This window comes from Pseudoclavibacter terrae, from assembly GCF_008831075.1.
Lineage (GTDB): Bacteria > Actinomycetota > Actinomycetes > Actinomycetales > Microbacteriaceae > Pseudoclavibacter > Pseudoclavibacter terrae.
Window position 1 is genome coordinate 449378 of sequence record NZ_WBJX01000001.1, and the last position, 15898, is coordinate 465275.

Annotated in this window: 14 protein-coding genes; 11 read left to right on the top strand and 3 right to left on the bottom strand. The window is 67.2% G+C overall.

Annotated features, from left to right (window positions below):
- Positions 1 to 200: 200 nt before the first annotated feature.
- The 6 genes from F8O03_RS02130 (at position 201) to F8O03_RS02155 (ending at position 6872) form a co-directional block, all read left to right on the top strand.
- Positions 201 to 1889, top strand: coding sequence for a helix-turn-helix transcriptional regulator (locus tag F8O03_RS02130; RefSeq protein ID WP_151422179.1), 1689 nt, complete (start codon positions 201 to 203; stop codon positions 1887 to 1889).
- 51 nt (positions 1890 to 1940) lie between these two features.
- The gene (locus F8O03_RS02135) at positions 1941 to 2819 is read left to right on the top strand and encodes an endo alpha-1,4 polygalactosaminidase (RefSeq protein WP_151422180.1); all 879 of its coding nucleotides are present in this window, start codon (positions 1941 to 1943) and stop codon (positions 2817 to 2819) included.
- A gap of 224 nt (positions 2820 to 3043) precedes the next feature.
- The gene (locus tag F8O03_RS02140; RefSeq protein ID WP_151422181.1) at positions 3044 to 3958 is read left to right on the top strand and encodes a hypothetical protein; all 915 of its coding nucleotides are present in this window, start codon (positions 3044 to 3046) and stop codon (positions 3956 to 3958) included.
- A gap of 418 nt (positions 3959 to 4376) precedes the next feature.
- Positions 4377 to 5228: a hypothetical protein gene (locus F8O03_RS02145; protein ID WP_151422182.1), complete on the top strand. Its 852-nt coding sequence runs from the start codon at positions 4377 to 4379 to the stop codon at positions 5226 to 5228.
- Between the two features lie 229 nt (positions 5229 to 5457).
- Positions 5458 to 5985, top strand: coding sequence for a hypothetical protein (locus F8O03_RS02150; RefSeq protein WP_151422183.1), 528 nt, complete (start codon positions 5458 to 5460; stop codon positions 5983 to 5985).
- Between the two features lie 353 nt (positions 5986 to 6338).
- Entirely contained in the window at positions 6339 to 6872 is a 534-nt protein-coding gene (locus tag F8O03_RS02155; RefSeq protein ID WP_151422184.1) for a hypothetical protein, read from the top strand.
- A gap of 128 nt (positions 6873 to 7000) precedes the next feature.
- Here F8O03_RS02155 and F8O03_RS02160 read toward each other — a convergent pair whose 3' ends face one another.
- On the bottom strand, positions 7001 to 8110 hold the full coding sequence (locus F8O03_RS02160) for an LCP family protein (protein WP_151422185.1): 1110 nt from the start codon (positions 8108 to 8110) through the stop codon (positions 7001 to 7003).
- A 327-nt stretch (positions 8111 to 8437) separates the two neighbouring features.
- Between F8O03_RS02160 and F8O03_RS02165 the strand changes: the two genes are divergently transcribed.
- The 3 genes from F8O03_RS02165 to F8O03_RS02175 all read left to right on the top strand — a co-directional run bounded on the left by F8O03_RS02165 (position 8438) and on the right by F8O03_RS02175 (position 11387).
- The gene (locus tag F8O03_RS02165; RefSeq protein WP_244295834.1) at positions 8438 to 10051 is read left to right on the top strand and encodes a sugar transferase; all 1614 of its coding nucleotides are present in this window, start codon (positions 8438 to 8440) and stop codon (positions 10049 to 10051) included.
- Positions 10052 to 10166: 115 nt separating this feature from the next.
- On the top strand, positions 10167 to 10520 hold the full coding sequence (locus F8O03_RS02170) for a PqqD family protein (RefSeq protein WP_151422187.1): 354 nt from the start codon (positions 10167 to 10169) through the stop codon (positions 10518 to 10520).
- A 177-nt stretch (positions 10521 to 10697) separates the two neighbouring features.
- Entirely contained in the window at positions 10698 to 11387 is a 690-nt protein-coding gene (locus F8O03_RS02175) for a hypothetical protein (RefSeq protein ID WP_151422188.1), read from the top strand.
- A gap of 58 nt (positions 11388 to 11445) precedes the next feature.
- Here F8O03_RS02175 and F8O03_RS02180 read toward each other — a convergent pair whose 3' ends face one another.
- The gene (locus F8O03_RS02180; protein WP_167516439.1) at positions 11446 to 12435 is read right to left on the bottom strand and encodes a nucleotidyltransferase family protein; all 990 of its coding nucleotides are present in this window, start codon (positions 12433 to 12435) and stop codon (positions 11446 to 11448) included.
- Positions 12436 to 12582: 147 nt separating this feature from the next.
- On the opposite strand from F8O03_RS02180, the gene F8O03_RS02185 reads away from it, so the two are divergent.
- Positions 12583 to 13731, top strand: coding sequence for an ATP-binding protein (locus tag F8O03_RS02185; RefSeq protein WP_167516440.1), 1149 nt, complete (start codon positions 12583 to 12585; stop codon positions 13729 to 13731).
- Positions 13728 to 14462: a signal peptidase I gene (gene lepB / locus F8O03_RS02190; RefSeq protein WP_151422191.1), complete on the top strand. Its 735-nt coding sequence runs from the start codon at positions 13728 to 13730 to the stop codon at positions 14460 to 14462. Before F8O03_RS02185 ends, lepB begins: the two co-directional genes overlap by 4 nt.
- Positions 14463 to 14537: 75 nt before the next feature.
- Here lepB and F8O03_RS02195 read toward each other — a convergent pair whose 3' ends face one another.
- The gene (locus F8O03_RS02195) at positions 14538 to 15773 is read right to left on the bottom strand and encodes an O-antigen ligase family protein (RefSeq protein ID WP_151422192.1); all 1236 of its coding nucleotides are present in this window, start codon (positions 15771 to 15773) and stop codon (positions 14538 to 14540) included.
- Positions 15774 to 15898 lie beyond the last annotated feature (125 nt).

Genomic DNA, 15898 nt, shown 5'->3' on the forward strand with positions numbered 1-15898 from the left:
GCATCTACAACTAATGCAAATGCATGTAGCTTGATCGTCGACCTGCTCAGGAATCACCCCGGGGTGCCGGGGTACTCTCGCCCTCGGCTCTCCGACGCCTGGCGCTTCCAGTGCAGCGCAGCGAGCCAGCCGGCGCCCAGACCCCGCTGCCGAGAGATTTCATAGGAAGAGCGCATGAGCTTCCACGAGATGAGTGACCGTTGACCGATACCGCACCCGTGTTCCTGCCGATGGACGGCGCTGGCCAGCGTGCCCACGATCGGCCGCGGTCTCGCGAGCTAGTTCCGGCTCCGGCGCCCATCGAGCGGATCGTCGAGGCGCAGGCCCGTGGCGACTGGGAATCGGTGACGCAGCTCCTCGAGCAGCACTGGTCGTCGCTGCTGCGCACTTCACGCGCCGCGATGCGGGAGGTGGTGAACGCGCTACCAGATGCCGTGCTGGAGGCGAAGTCACGCTGGGCTGCAGCACGGCAGTACCTGAACTTCGCTCCGGACGACGGGCGCGTGCGCCCGGCACGTTTCGATTTCGAGGCGGCTCAGCCGAACGACGCGGGCGAGCTCATCGACGACCTGGCGCAGTTCACGGGCCAGACGGCGCACGAACGGGGGCAGGGGCATTTCCAGAGCGCCGCGACGATCGCCGAGACCGCGATCGAGGCGGTCAAGCAGGCGTCGCCGGCCGAGATGAAGACCTTGCGTCCCCTCCTTCCCGGGTTGCGCATCCAGTGGGCGACGAGCCTCCTCTTCGCGGGCGACATCCGCGCCGCGCTGACCGAGTTCGAGGCCGCCTACGCTGACGCCGTCGCGTTCGACAGCGACCGGATGGCCACCGCGGCGGCCGGGTCGATCGCGCTCATCCACAGCCTCACGGGCGACCTCGTGCTGGCGCGTTCGTGGCTGCGGCGCCAGCCGACCGCGCTGAACGGCGGATTCGAGGGGCCGGGCGAGTTCGACGGCGGCCCTGGCGACGCGGTCACCGTCATGGGTGCGCTGGCTGCGGCGAACATCGCGATCGATGAGTTGAACGTGGAGGAGGCGCGGGCCTGGCTGGCGAAGGACCCCGGCGACGAGGTCGCCCCCGAGCAGTGGGCGCTGCGCCTCGGTGTCGCATCGCGCCTGGAGGTGCTGAGCGGGGACCCGCTAGCGCAGTCGCTACGCAATCGCGCCGCGGTGCGAGCCCGCCCCGCCCATCTCGCCGAGGACGGGCTGAACGGGTGGGCGCTCAGCTTCTCGGACGTCGGCATCCGCGTCGCGTTGCGCGACGTGCGCGGAGCCACGGAGGCGCTCGCGGCGCTCGACGCCGGCGACGGCGAGCTTCACCGGCAGGCCGCGCTGATCGCGCGCATCTGGAGGCTTGTGCGGGCCGGTGAGCACGTGCAGGCGGTCGCCGTCATGGAGTCCGTACCGACCGACGAGCGCAGCCTGCGGGTCGGCATGGAGCTGCTGGCCGCAGCCGCGATCATCCACCTCAGCGCCGGAGCCAAGGCCAGGGCCGCGGAACTGTTCAGCACCCTCACGACGATGGTCGCCGAACAAGGCTTCAACGGGGTGCTGATGCGCTTCAGCGACGAGGACTACGAGGCCCTGTGCGCGAGCAGCGGCGTGCGGCCCGAGGTGCGCGAGGCGAGGCGGGCATTGGGCGGTGAGCTCCACACGACCGCGCAGGCGGCGGTGTCGGACATCAGGCTCACGGAGCGCGAACGCGTCGTGCTCCGCCACCTGCTCCAGTCCAGGAAGCTCAACGACATCGCCGCCATCGAGCACGTGTCACCCAACACCGTCAAGTCGCAGCTGCGAACGCTCTTCAAGAAGCTCGGCGTCTCCTCCCGCGACGACGCCATCAAGGTGGGGCGACGCAACCCGGGCCTGTGGTCCGACGTCGGGCTGTGAGGCGCTGCTGAACCGCAGGATGCTCGCCTCACGGTGCCGCATGATGGTGCCATGCGAATCTCCCGCGCGCGTGCCGTCGCCCTCGTCGCAGGCGTGGCGTCCCTGGCATCCGTGGCGCTCGCGGGCTGCGCGTCCGATGGGCTGACGAGCGGCGAGTCCGGCTCGGAGGTGAACGCTGGCGTCGCTCTGCCACCCACGTCGGGCACCTTCGACTACCAGCTGGGGGAGCCGTACGCGATCGACGGCGGCATCGACGTCGTCGCCCGCGATTCGACGGCGGCCCCCGAACCCGGGGCGTACAGCATATGCTACGTGAACGGCTTCCAGACGCAGCCAGGGGAGGCGGAGGCGTGGCTGGGGGAGCGCGGCGGGCTGCTGCTGCGTGACGCCAGCGGTGAGCCGGTCATCGATCCGGACTGGCCCGACGAGTACATCCTCGACCCCTCCACGAGCCGTCAGCGCGACGGCATCCTCGCCGAGATCGAACCCGTCATCACCGGATGCGCGGAGGCGGGCTTCGACGCCGTCGAGGTCGACAACCTCGACACGTTCACCCGCTTCGGCGCCATCGACGAAACCGGTGCGCTGGAGCTCGCGCGTGCCTACGTCGACGTCGCACACGCATCCGGGCTCGCGATCGGCCAGAAGAACAGCGCCGAGCTCGCCGATCGTGGACGAGACGAACTCGGCTTCGATTTCGCCGTCACCGAAGAGTGCAGCGCGTACGCGGAGTGCGGCACCTACTCGGCGGCGTACGGCGAGCAGGTGCTGCAGATCGAGTATCTCGACAACCTGCCGGCGGCGGGCGCCGCGGCCGTGATCTCGACGGATGCGGTCTGCGGCGATCCGGACCGGGCGCCGCTCACGATCATCCGCGATCGCGACCTCGTCGGGGTCGGCGCCGAGGGCTACTTCTACCAGCAGTGCTGAAGAGGCAGGCATCGAGCGTGGGGAGAAGCTGCTGATGCGTCCTGAGCGGGTTCACTGACTATTTACTTCACTTAACTACCGAAAGCGTCCCGGGTCGCACTAGTCTGATCGCACCCCCCAGATGGCGTCCACCCTGATGCCGTCTCTCGCGACGTTGCGGTCGATCCGGGCGCCACGTCGCGTTCGGGTCGTTTGCGCGCGCGAGCAGCACCCGGAATGGACCCATGAACGACGATCTTTCTCCCGAGACCGCCACCACCTCGAGCCGCCGCACCGTACTGACCGCCGCCGCATGGACGGTGCCCGTCCTCGCAGCCGCGACCGCGACCCCAGCACTCGCTGCCTCGCTCTGCACGCCGACGAATGTCCTGCTCAGCTGGGCGAACACCGGTGTCGTGGCGCAGCCCGAGCCGGGTGACAACACGCAGGTCGGCTTCAGCCGCACCTTCCCGTTCCAGCTCGTCAACCAGCGTCCCACGCGAAGCACGATGAACGTCGCTGTAAGCCACGCGTACACCGGAAACGCACGCTCCGCAGACGTCCTCACCTCGACCGGAGCCGTCGCGGCCCGCAACGGAACACGCACGCAGGTCAGCGGTGTCGGCAACGTCGGCGGCACCAATGCTCCTGGCTACACGGTCGCGCAGCGTATCGGCACCGCAGCGGCTCCAATTGGCCGCTCGGCTGTGACCGCGGGTGACTACCAGACCGTCACATTCACGTTCCCAGAGCCGGTCAGCAACGTGCGGTTCTCCGTGACCGACATCGACCGCTCCTGGGAAGAGAACGGGACCCGCGATTTCTGGGATGCGGTGACGATCCTCGGCCTCAGCCCCGCGCCTGCAGCCGGCACCGGTTTCGCGGCCGTTCCCGGGCTGGGCTCGACAAACATGGTGGGCACCGGCACTCTCGCTAACCCGTACCGACGCAGCGTCAACGGCAACATCGCCGAGGCGACCGCGGGCGGCAACCTGGACGTGACCATCTCGGCCACCATCACGAGCTTCCAGATCCGCTACCGCAATTACGGATACTCCTTCCAGGCCAGCGGAACGAGCCTCGCGCCGACGACCGACAACAACCAGACGATCTTCATCTCGCAGATGCGAGTGGATCGCGCTGCCTCCGTCTGCCTCTGACCGAGGCGCGCGAGCACTCGTCCAACGGTGGGCGGATATTGAAGAGCAAATTCATCCGGATGTTTGAGTTGAATCCGAGTCGTTTTCGATCGGAAGCGAATTGTTCATTCGAGATATTTGAGTTTCAGTCCACCGGACACATAGTCTGAAATCTCCCCGACCTGGCCGCTCGCAGTCTCTGCGCATGTCTGGCCCCCACCTGGCGCCCCTCTCGGTTGCTTGCCGGTTCACCACGAATGGATCCCCTTTGTCAGATACGTCTCCCGCGCGTCCAAACGACCTTGACCGTCGCCGCATGCTGAAAAGCGCCGCCTGGGCAGCGCCTGTGATCGCCGTTGCAGCAGCAACCCCATTCGCTGTTGCTTCGAGCTCTGGCGGGACACGAAACGTCACGACGGCCGGCGCTGTCGCAATTCGCGTGACCGGGCAGGTTCGCCGGATCACCTTCACCGTCATCGGGGGTGGAGGCGGAGCCACGGCCGCGTCGGCCGCGCCCGCGCACCAGGGCGCTCTGCTCTCGGGAACGATCACACTTCCCGCGAGCGCCACGAGTCGCAACATCAACATCATTGTCGGTGCCGGCGCGGGTGCGGCAGGAGTGGGCGGACTCGGGTACGGCAACGGCGGTAGCGGACCGACCTACGGTGGCGGTGGCGGATCCTCTATCTCCATCGACAACACCCTTGCGGTTGTCGCGGGTGGCGGAGGTGGGCGCTCGGTGGTCAACTCGACGCAGGGCACCACGACGACGATCGACCGCTACGCGCCGTTCACTCAGATGCCCTCGACAGGCTCGAGTGCAGGTGCGGTGAACGGAATGACACGGCAGACGACGGTCACCACCGGTGGTCAGGTGTACGTCGGCGCGCCAGGACTTGCTGCGTCTGGCGCGACGGGTGGTGTCGCCCCGCTGGCGACAGCGAACTTCCCCGCGACCAACCCGACCGGCGCGACAATCGTGCGCACGGCAGGGGTCGCCGGAGGTAACCACCTCACCGGTGCCAACGGCGGTGGAAATGGCGCGAATGGTGTTGCAGCCGGCGGTGGTTCAACCGGAGCAGGCGGCGGCGGATACGCGGGTGGATCGTCCGGCGCAAGTATCCGACGTACGGACGGGAACATCGTCGACGCACCTGGCGGTGGCGGTGGCGGTTCGAACTACACGAGCGGTCCTGGCGTCGTGGTGACCACCACCGGCACGAGCAACCTGCCTCCCGTTGGCCCTACGGGTCACGTTGGCCGCGTTGAGGTTACCTGGTCCACAACCTGACCAGTGCATTGAGTCTTGAGGGGGTATCCGCATCAGCGGATACCCCCTCCGACGTTGAGTTGAAGGCACCTCGCCAACGCAGATGACCCGCGTATGCGTGGGGCAGATGTGTCTCGAGCCTTGTTGCTGCGTGCCGGGCCACCTACTGTAGGAACACCTGTGCGTCGAGTTTCCACGACGTATGCACCACCTGTCCTGCTCCAATTCCCCCCCTGAGCAAAGGCCTGCCGTGCACAAGTCTTCCGCCTCCCGTCAAGGAGCCCTCGAGACGTCGACCGATCGCCGCGCCGTGATTCGGAACACCGCCTGGGCGGTGCCTGCGATCGCAGCTGCCGTTGCAGCGCCGCTCGCTTCCGCATCGACGACTGCCGACATTGACGTGGGGGCGTACGTGAACCTCGGAACGTGCGGAGTCCTCGGCGTTCTCGGTCCTGGATTCACCCTGACCGCATCCCCGACCGCCCCGCTGCCAGTAGACACGACGATCACGATCATCGGAAGCGGAATCGGGAACATCGGCACCTTCGGCGCCGCCGGCGGCACGGCTTCGATCACAACGCTCAGTGGCACCGCGCGGCAAGCGGTCCTCACCGCCCCGTTGCCCGCAGGCGCGACCCTCGCTCTGCGAACCACGCTGTCCATCAGCGTCGCCTTCACGCTGAACGCCGTCGTGTCCCTCCCGAACGGATACAGGGGCACCGGCGCAAAGCCGGCGGCCAGCGTGTCCTCGACGCTCATCCTCTGCAGCGGGTTCTAGAGTCCCTGCGCGGTGAACGCAAATCGCCCGTGGATGCGCGGGGTGATTCACGTCTGGGTGTCCTGCTCAGGCAGGTTGGTCAATCTGCTGATGGTGTGATCTTCCCGATTCCGGTGCGGAACGGGGGAACTTCACTCTCGCTTCGACTGGATCGCAAATGCCCGGTCTTGGAACCGCCGCTTCACCGGGTCGACGAACGCCGAATACGCGAGCTAGGGACGGGACACAGTCAGGCGATCTTCTGCGTTGGACGTATGCTCGTCCCACCCCCCCCCCCCCGTGCGCGCGACACCCTCGACGCGTATGCACCACCTTCCTGCTCCATCCCCCCAACGCTGAGCAAAGGCTTGCCCGTGCAGCATTCTGTCGCGCCCCAGACCACGCCCGGGACTTCTCGTCCCGACCGACGAGCGCTGCTGAGCGCCGCGGCATGGACCGTCCCCGTCCTCGCCGCCGCGGCTGCGGCGCCGCTCGCCTCGGCATCGACGCCCACGGGCATCAGTGCCGGCGCCTTCCGGCTCGTCGGCAACTGCGGCGTGCAGGGACTATTCGGACCGGGGTTCCTGCTGGCCGCGGACCCAGGTGTCGCCTTGCCCATCGGGACGCAGATCCTCATCACCGGCAGCGGGGTCGCCTCCCTCGGAATCGTTCGCGTCACCGGCCAAGCGACCGCCGACGTCGAGAACCTCGGGACCGTATTGAGGCGCGTGACCTTGACATCCGAGCTCCCGGCAGGCGAGTCCATCGCGGCTCGTACCGCGCTGTCGACGACCAGCGCCTTCACGCTCACCGCGTTTGTCACCCTGCCCGACGGGTACGTCCAGGGGAGCGGTGCCAAGACGGCTGGGAACGTGAACTCGCAGCAGATCGTCTGCACGGCGGGCTGAGCCGCCTCCGCCCGCACGTTCCGCCGGCTGATCCTGCCGAGCAGGAGCGACCTGCGCTTGCCAACGCAGATGCCCCGCCCATCCCAGAGGATGAGCGGGGCATTCGCGTACCGAGCGGCGACGAGGCGTCAGCGCCCCGTCGGCTGGTACTCGCTGACCGTGTCGGCCGCGAGGTGCTGCTTGAGGTCCGCGATGCTCACCGTGTCCAGGAAGACGACGGACTGGTCACCGACCATCCCGGTGCCGTTCGTCGGCAGAGTGAAGCTCCGGACGTTGCTGCCACGGATGTCCCGCATCGAGAAGCCCAGGTTCGCCATCGTGGTCAGATCAAGGGAGTCGCTGACCCCGACATAGGGCGTGAACTGCGTGATGATGTTGTTCACTTTGCCCGGGTCGGTCAGTGTCTCAGCGCTGAGCATCTTGTCGAGCACCGCCTTCAGCCAGGCCTGCTGGTTGCGCACGCGCTGGTAGTCGCCGTCGGTGAACGCGTACCGCTCGCGCACGAATGCGAGCGCTTCCTCGCCCGTCAGAGTGATGGGGCCCGCTTCGAACGTCTTGCCCTTCATATGCGAGGAGTTGAACGCGACGTCGTTGTTGATCGTGACGCCGCCGAGCGCATCCGTGATTCCGGCGAACCCGTCGAAGTCGACAACAGCCACGTGGTTGATGCGCTGCCCGAGCAGCCCCTCGACGGTCTGGACGACCAGCGGAACGCCGCCGAACGAGAGCGCGGCGTTGATCTTCGCCTCACCATGGCCGGGGATCGCAAGCCAGCTATCGCGCATGATCGACATGATCTGCACGTCGCTGCGGTCGGCGGGGACGTGCACGAGCATCATCGTGTCGCTGCGGCTGCCGAGGTCGGTCATGATCGACGGGCTGCCGGGCGCTCGGGAGTCGCTTCCAAGAAGCAGGATGTTGACTGGTTCGCCAGCGGCCGTCACGACCTGCTCCGGTCGGCCTTCGTACTCGCCCGGGTCGCCCTCGAACGTCTCGATGGCATCGATCCTCGATTGGACGTTCCACCAGACGATCCCGGCACCCGCGACGGCCGCGACCAAAATGCCGACGAGCGTCCACAGCAGGATCTTCGGGCCGCGACGCTTCCTCTTGCCGCTTTCGCGGGCACCGCGCCGGGTGCCGTCCGAGCTGCTGGCTGCGTCGTGCTCGAAGAGATCTGAGAGGGCGTCGTCATCGCTTTGGGGGCGCGACGAAGCCTGGCCTGGGGTCTGCTCCATGCAGGCGAGTATGACACGGGCAACGTTTCGAGCACGATTCAGGCCAACAGGCCTCAGCGAGCATCGCATTTTGATCCATCTGCGACGGGAATGCACACCGAACATGTTTCGGGGAGGAAAACACGCCCTCGATGCGCAAAAAAGACCGGGGTAACCCTTTTGTTATGCGTGAACGTTGGGATAGTCTCAGCTGGCACCCAGGATCTCTATGACGAGCCACAGGCCCGGACAGAGCGCGGCCGGTGGCCGCGGAGACCCGAAGCGCATTGCCGTTGCCCCTCAAGCGGTGTGCGCACCAAGAAGTACTCATCTCTTATTGGAGCACACGTGACGCCTCCCTCCTCAGGGCCCGCTACCGCGCAGATCCCGGTCGTGACGACCGACGACACTCGCGACAGCGCATCACTGCCCTCGGTCGAGCCGCACTTCGCGCAGACTGCCGCGGAGCCGAACGCCCGCGTGCAGCGCACGCTCAAGCGTCGCGCCAACTGGCGTCAGGGATACGCCCGCCTGCTGGTCGTCACCGACCTCGCGGTCCTCGCCGTGGTCATGCTGGGCGCTCAACTCGTCTGGCTCGGCGGCGGCAACGCGGCCGTTCCCGCTGGCGGCAACGCTGTCATCAGCAGCGACGTCTCGTACTGGCTCGTGTCCGCCGTCATCGTCGCTGGCTGGGCTTGGATGCTCTCCCTCTTCGACACCCGCGACTACCGCATCCTCGGCTCCGGCTTCGAGGAGTACCGGGGCGTCTTCAACGCGTCGCTCATGCTCGCGGGAATCGTGTCGATCTTCGCGTACCTCACCGCGTTCGAGCTCGCCCGCGGATACGTGCTCATCGCGTTCCCCGTCGGGACGCTCGCGCTGGTGCTCTCGCGCTGGATCGGCCGCCAGTGGCTCGTGCGTCAGCGCAAGGGCGGCAACCTGCAGGCTCGCGTGCTGCTCGTCGGCTCGCGCTACTCTGTGCTCGACCTCAACCGCGACCTGTCGCGGCGTGAAGCTGCCGGCTACAACGTCGTCGGAGCCTGCCTCATCGACGGCAAGAGCGGCGAGCTCGACCCGAACGCTCCTGACTTCCTGCCAGGCACCGACGTGCCGGTCGGCGGCAACCCGGAAGACCTCGCAGGCTCGCTCGACGCCATCGGCGCCGACACCGTGGTCATCGCCGGAAACGACGTCACCTCCACGCAGTGGCTGCGCGAAGTGGGCTGGGACCTGCACCCGGACCGTCACTTCCTCATCGTCGCCCCGGGCCTGCTGGATGTGGGCGGCCCCCGCATCGTCACGCGCCCGGTCGCGGGCCTCCCGCTGCTGCACGTCGACTCCCCGAAGTTCACGCGCATGGGCCTGCTGCTCAAGCGGGCCTTCGACGTCCTCGTGTCCGGCCTCCTCATCCTCGTGCTCTCGCCGCTGCTCATCGGAACCGCGATCGCCGTTGCGGTCACGTCGCCCGGTGGAGTCTTCTTCAAGCAGGAGCGAGTCGGCTACAGCGGACAGCGCTTCACGATGTGGAAGTTCCGCAGCATGCGCGCCGACGCCGAAGAAGTGCTCAAGAAGCTGCAGAGCGAGCGCCGCGACGCGGGCAACGACATCCTCTTCAAGATGAAGGACGACCCGCGCATCACGAAGGTCGGCAAGTTCATCCGCCGATACTCGATCGACGAGCTCCCGCAGCTGTTCAACGTCTTCGGCGGCTCCATGTCGCTCGTCGGACCCCGCCCGCCGCTGGACCGCGAGGTCAAGCAGTACGAGGACCACGTGCACCGTCGCTTCATGGTGAAGCCGGGCATCACCGGCCTGTGGCAGGTCAGCGGCCGCTCGAACCTCACGTGGGAAGAGACCGTGCGCCTCGACCTCTACTACGTCGAGAACTGGTCGATGGCCGGTGACTTCGTCATCCTCTTCCGCACAGCCCGCGCGGTCGTCGCGAGCGAGGGCGCGTACTAGGGGTTCTCCCGAAGCTGCACGAGGCGGCGGTGGTCCACACATGGACCGCCGCCGCTTTGCTCGTCGCCGGCCGGGATGCGTCCCGTGCGTGCCGCCTGAACAGTAGGCTGGCAGGATGGACCAGGGGACAGGCGCGCGGCCTCACGTGGGTGGCGAGCTCTTCGACGCCATCGTCGCCCCGGTCGGGTCCCTCGCGTTGGTGAGGGACGACGAGAGCGGTGACGTCACTGTCCTGTCGCTGACGGACGTCGACTGCAAGCCGCTCGTGCTGAGCGGAACGGCCGCAGTCATCTGGGACGAGTTCGATGGTGAGCGCTCACTCCGCGACATCGTTCGCGTGCTGGCCAGCGACTACGGCCTCGACGAGGCGGTCATCGGTGAGCAGGTGCTCTCCTTCGTCACGCAGCTGCTCGAGGCGCAGCTGCTGCACGTGCGTGGCTCCGCGAGGGACACTGCGACAGCGCTCTAGGGGATCCAAGGACCCGCCCAGCTTGTGAACGAGCGTTTTCTCAGGCAAAATACCGGTTGATTGCTCCGCTTGATCCCGGTCCCCGATCGCGGCGCGTTCAATCCAGCTTCTGCCGACGCGTCTCCGCGCAGGCACCAATGGCAGCGCACCTCGCACTGCAACGACCCAGGGGGGCCCATGAGCCAGCATCCGGACCACATCGAACGACGCACGATCCTCCAAGGCGCGGCCTGGTCGGTGCCTGTCATGGCGGCGGCAGTCGCGACACCGGTGGCGGTTGCCTCGCCGGGGTGCCCGAGGACCTTCGCCTACCGGGCTGCCGAGGTCGACTACCAGTTCACCAACCTCACCGCTGAGGGACGCTGGCGCGCCGACTCGTCGCTCCGAGTCGTCGCCCGCGTGGGGTCCACGGTGCTGAATCTCGGCGGACTGAGCTACGCCTCGGACGAGGCGGGTGCTACCGTCGCGACCATCGGCTTGAACTCCGTCATCACGTTCACCGTCAGGGTCAGCTGGACCACCGTGCCAGCGGGGTGGACCGTGACCGAGGCCGTTCTCGGCGGCGGGCAGTGGCGGTACACGTTCACCCGAACCTCGCCGGTCGCATCCATCTCCGCGCTGTCGCCCATCACCAACCGTCCGACGGCGGCATCCGCGTCGAACGCGGTTCCGATCACCACCTTCATCGGGGCAGCGACGAATACCCCGTTCACGGTCGGACAGCTCGTGGCGAACGGTCCGACGTACTCGTTCCCGTGGACGTACTCGACCACCTACAACGTCTCGAATGCGCGCAGCGCGTGCAACACGGGCCAGGTGACGGTGAACTCGGGCGACTTCACGATCACCAATCGACCGGTCACGTGATTTCCCGTGGCGCGGGCCAGGCCCGCGCCACGGCTCGATCGCGCCAGCGGCAGACGTCTCAGCGCTCGTCGAAGGCGCGCAGGTCTCGGCGCGCTTGAACGATGCCGTGGAGTCCTCGGCTGACACGCCTCCACCAGGCTTGCCGGAGGCTGATGGCGCCGTTGCGGAGGTCAGGGTCGATCGCTTCGAGGTCCGCGCGTGCCGGGAAGAAGGCGCGCGCGGCGATGCCGGGCTTCTCGAGCAACGGCGCACGCTGCAGCTTGAGCATCCACCCCGTCATCGCGTGCTCGGCCTTTGCGTTGAGGCGCCAGAGACGCAGCGGCTCGCTCGCCGCGGAGTTCGGCACGAGCGGCACGTCGTGCCCCAGGTCGATGAGGAACCGGCGCGCGGTCTGCGTGGAGTCGGTGCCAACCGCATCCTGCAGGATCTGCTCGGAGAGCGAGGGTGTTGCGCGCGCCTCGGCGATGTACTCGGAGTCGGTGCCCTGCATCCGCTTGAGGGCTTCGACGAGTTCCGTGTACTCCGTCATCTGTCGAGAGTCGTCCGAGACCTGGCCCTCCTCGCGAAGGGAGTGGAGCGCGAGCACGAGGGCGCTGCCGGCGATGTCGGGGGTGTCGATGGGGTGTCCTGCCACGCTGACCTGGATGCGGTGCAGCCACAGGCGGTCGAAGGCGCTCTGCGAGTCGCCGAGGAACCCGGGCCAGTAGTGATGCACGTCGATGTCGTTGGGCCAGGACTCGTGGATGAGGGTGCGCGAGTGCTGCTCGAGGAGCTTCGGGAAGTCGGGCCACGGGCGTGGCGTCCAGCCGTAGACGGCGAGCGCCTCGATGAAGTCCCTGGCCCGGGTGGGTTCGACGATGATGTCGACGTCGGTGGAGTACCTGCGGGTGCGCAGACCGAGGTCGGCCGAGATCGGCCCCTTGATGACGAGCATCCGAATGCCCTGTTCGCGGGCAACATGCTGTGCGAGGGCCGTCGACAGCGCAACTCCATCGCTCACCGAGAAGGCGATGGTTGTTGCGTCCGAAGACGCTTCAGCTGGTGCCACTGAAGTCCTTACCTGTGCGCTGCGGGTCTGGAGGACTCGCAAGGGTGAGCATATCGAGGTCTGCGAGCGCATGTGCACGTGATCGGGGGGTAGGGGAGCGCTCCCCTGGCCCGTTCTGGGGCCGGTCTGCTTGGTACAGTTGCGAGCATGACGAGAACACTGCGCCTGCATCCCCTTGGCGTAGACGTCGAACTGTGCCTCGATGACAGCATCTCGGCGGAGTTCGAGGCTGATCTGCGTGAGTCGTGGGCCGATGTGACTGGCCAGCCCGGGGATGGTGAGCCGGACGAGACGCATCGTCTTGCGCTCGCGCAGTTCGACGAGCCCGAGGTGAGCGATGTGGTCGGCGCTTCTGCTGCTGACTTGGCGTCGCAGATCTCGACGACCGTGACGTTGGATGCGATCGAGCACAACGGCGGGCGCCTTGTCATGATCCACGCGGCGGGCGTCGCGCTCGACGACGGGCGGGTCATCGCCTTCGTGGGGCCGTCCGGGCGGGGCAAGACGACGCTCGCGAAGACCCTCGGACGTGAGTTCGGCTACGTCACCGATGAGACGCTCGCCATCGACTTCGACGGCAACGTGCTGCCGTACCGCAAGCCGCTCTCGGTCATCGTCGACCCGAGCCGGCCGAAGGAGCAGCTGTCGCCGGCGAAGCTCGGCCTGCGGCCGCTTCCGGATGCACCGCTCAAGATCGCCGCGATCGTGCTGATGCACCGTGTTGACGAGCACGAGCTCGAAGATGGGCCGCTCATCTCGCCGGTGGCGACGGGCAGCGCCATCGGCTGGATGGTGCCGGAGCTCAGCTACCTCCCCGCGCTCCCTGACCCGCTTGTGCAGCTCGCGGAGCTCATCGATGCGACGAACGGGGTGCGCCGCGTCACGTACTCGGATGCGTCGCAGGTCGCCGCGCTGGTCCCGGAGATCCTGAGCGCGCACGGTGACGTGCAGCCGTGGACCGCCGGACACAGCGAACTGGACGCGACGACGCCGTCGGCCACGGTCGGCGAGGACTCGTACCGTCGGGCACCCGGCGTGCACTGGCTGCTGTTCGCGAACGAGGCGGTCACGCTCGAGGCTCGCATCGTGCGCCAGCTCGCGGGTATCGCGCCTGGCCTCTGGGAGCTGCTCGGAGAATGGACGACGCTCACGCAGCTCACGGCGGAGCTCATCGAGCAGTACGGTGAGGTGGCGGACGCACGCGAGCTGGTGCAGGTCGCTCTCGACGGTCTCATCGAGGCGAACCTGGTCGAACGCGTCCAGGCAGCCGTCGTCGGCAACACGGCGGGCAAGTGACCGACCCGGGGGGCGCGACCACTGCCGCGCCGAGACCGCGTCGTTCGCCGCTCCGACGACTCACGTCGCATCCGCTCTTCCACCTGGTTGCCGCGTTCGTCGTGCTTGCGCTCGTGCAGGCGTTCTTCGTGAAGGTCTACGCGATCCCATCCGCCTCCATGGATGACACGCTCGCCGTCGGCGACCGCATCCTCGTCAACCGTCTCGCGTACCTCGGCGATGCCGAGCCCGTCACGGGCGACATCGTCGTGTTCGCAGCGTCCGACACCTGGGATGAAGCGCCTCCCGAGCCGCCGAGCGACCCGCTGCGGTTCGCCGCGCGAGTCGTGGGTGAGGTCTTCGGCATCGGCCAGGGCTTCTCGCACATCCTCGTGAAGCGCGTCATCGCGACCGGCGGGCAGACCATGGCGGTCGACCCCGCAACCGGCGGCATCGTCGTCGACGGAGTCGCGCTCGACGAGAGCTCCTACGTCGACCTCGACTTCGAATTCGTGCCAGGCACCCTCGACTGCTCCACCTCGCCCGCGTCGCTGCGCTGCTTCGACGAATTCACGGTGCCAGAGGGACAGATCGTCGTGCTCGGCGACAACCGCACCAACTCATCCGACTCACTCGCCGCCTGCCGCGGCGGGGGAGTGGACGCATCCTGCCTGCGCACCGTGCGCGACGAGGACGTCGTGGGCGAGGTCTTCTCGATCGTGTGGCCGATACCGAGGTTCGGCGGGGTCTAGGGCCCGCTGCTCCGTCGCGTGACTGGGTTTCGCTGCGAGCCGTGTCCGCCGAGCGGACCAAGCCGACCTGTTCCCTTAGAACGACGTGTGCTTGGCCACGGGCATGAGCGAGCCCAAGCGCACGGCCTCTGCCACCCGTTCCGCCGCTCGCTCCTGCTCCCAGGCCTGATTTCTCCTGGCTGCGATGGCGACACCGATTCCGATGACGATGAAAGCGGACTGGGTGATGAACACCTCGCCGAGGCGGAAGGCGCAGAGCAGGACGACGATTGAGGCCGCTTCGATTATGCGGGCATCTCGAGAGGTCGGCCCCTTGGCAAGGAATTGGAAGCCGGCGAGCCCGATCAGTGAGAGGAAGGCGATCAGGAGGAAGTAGCCGCCTTCGGTGATGAGGCCCCAGTAGGCGTTGTGGTACAGCCAGTTGTCGCCTGCGACCTGCGTCACCGCCTCGCCGAGCCCGTAACCGTTCCAAGGAGCGGCGATCGTCTTCTCCAGCGACGCGGCATCGATGCGCTCACGCAGGGCGTCGGAACCTTCGCGCGTGGTCGCGTAGTCGCCAGCCGTTGAAAGATTGGTTTCAGCGAAGATGAAGCCCGCGTAGATCAGGGCAGCCAGGCAGATGCGCCAGAAGGGACCGAGGTACTTCGCCACGACGAGCCAGATGAGTGCGCCAGCGAGGGCTGCCATCGACGTGCGCGAGTCCGTGAGGACAACGCAAGCCCCGCCCACCAGCACGATGGTGCCGCGAACCCACGCCCGGTTGGCGAGAAGCAGAATGAGGACGGTGACCACGGCGTATGTCAATCCTGCGACGTTCTTGTCACCGAGGTACCCGGTGAGGAGGCCACCGTAGTTGTCAGGCGCAACGCCCGCGTAGAAGAGAGGTACGTTCACGAGGAGCGCGAGTGCGAACCCCTTGAGTGCGGAGGCGATGTCGATTCGCCCTGTCGCGATGAAGGCGCCCATCACCATCATGATGAAGATGCGTCCACCGCGGTCAATGTCGCTTTGCTCGACACCTGCGGCCAGAGCGTTGAGCGCGAGGTACGCGAGGATCACTGCGCAGATAGCGGGGTACCAGTAGGCGCCCGCAAGCGAGCGCGTGGGTCGACGGAAAGCCGCAATTCCGATCAAAGCAAGGCCCGCGAGGTCATTGATAGGCAAGCCGAGACCCGGGGCCGGCAGGCGGACGATGAAGACGGCCATGATGATGGCGTCGATGATCCGGGTCTCGCCGAGCGCGAGCACGGAGTCTCTGAACGCAAGCTTCGCAGACTGCTGCGGGTAAGCGTCATTCACCTTTTCGGTCACGCGGACGATGGTACGTTGTTTCCCAGTCGCCGACCAACTGTCTGAGGCCAACGCCCGCCTCTTCCGGTCCCGGTCAGGTGACGCTCGGTGGTGGCCGGTTCGCGTGTGCCACGAGTCCGTATGCT

Excerpts from the sequence above, each read along its gene's own strand:
- F8O03_RS02135 (WP_151422180.1), top strand. The coding sequence starts at position 1,941 with ATGCGAATCTCCCGCGCGCGTGCCGTCGCCCTCGTCGCAGGCGTGGCG.
- F8O03_RS02140 (WP_151422181.1), top strand. The coding sequence starts at position 3,044 with ATGAACGACGATCTTTCTCCCGAGACCGCCACCACCTCGAGCCGCCGC.
- F8O03_RS02160 (WP_151422185.1), bottom strand. The coding sequence starts at position 8,110 with ATGGAGCAGACCCCAGGCCAGGCTTCGTCGCGCCCCCAAAGCGATGAC.
- F8O03_RS02170 (WP_151422187.1), top strand. The coding sequence starts at position 10,167 with ATGGACCAGGGGACAGGCGCGCGGCCTCACGTGGGTGGCGAGCTCTTC.
- F8O03_RS02175 (WP_151422188.1), top strand. The coding sequence starts at position 10,698 with ATGAGCCAGCATCCGGACCACATCGAACGACGCACGATCCTCCAAGGC.
- F8O03_RS02185 (WP_167516440.1), top strand. The coding sequence starts at position 12,583 with ATGACGAGAACACTGCGCCTGCATCCCCTTGGCGTAGACGTCGAACTG.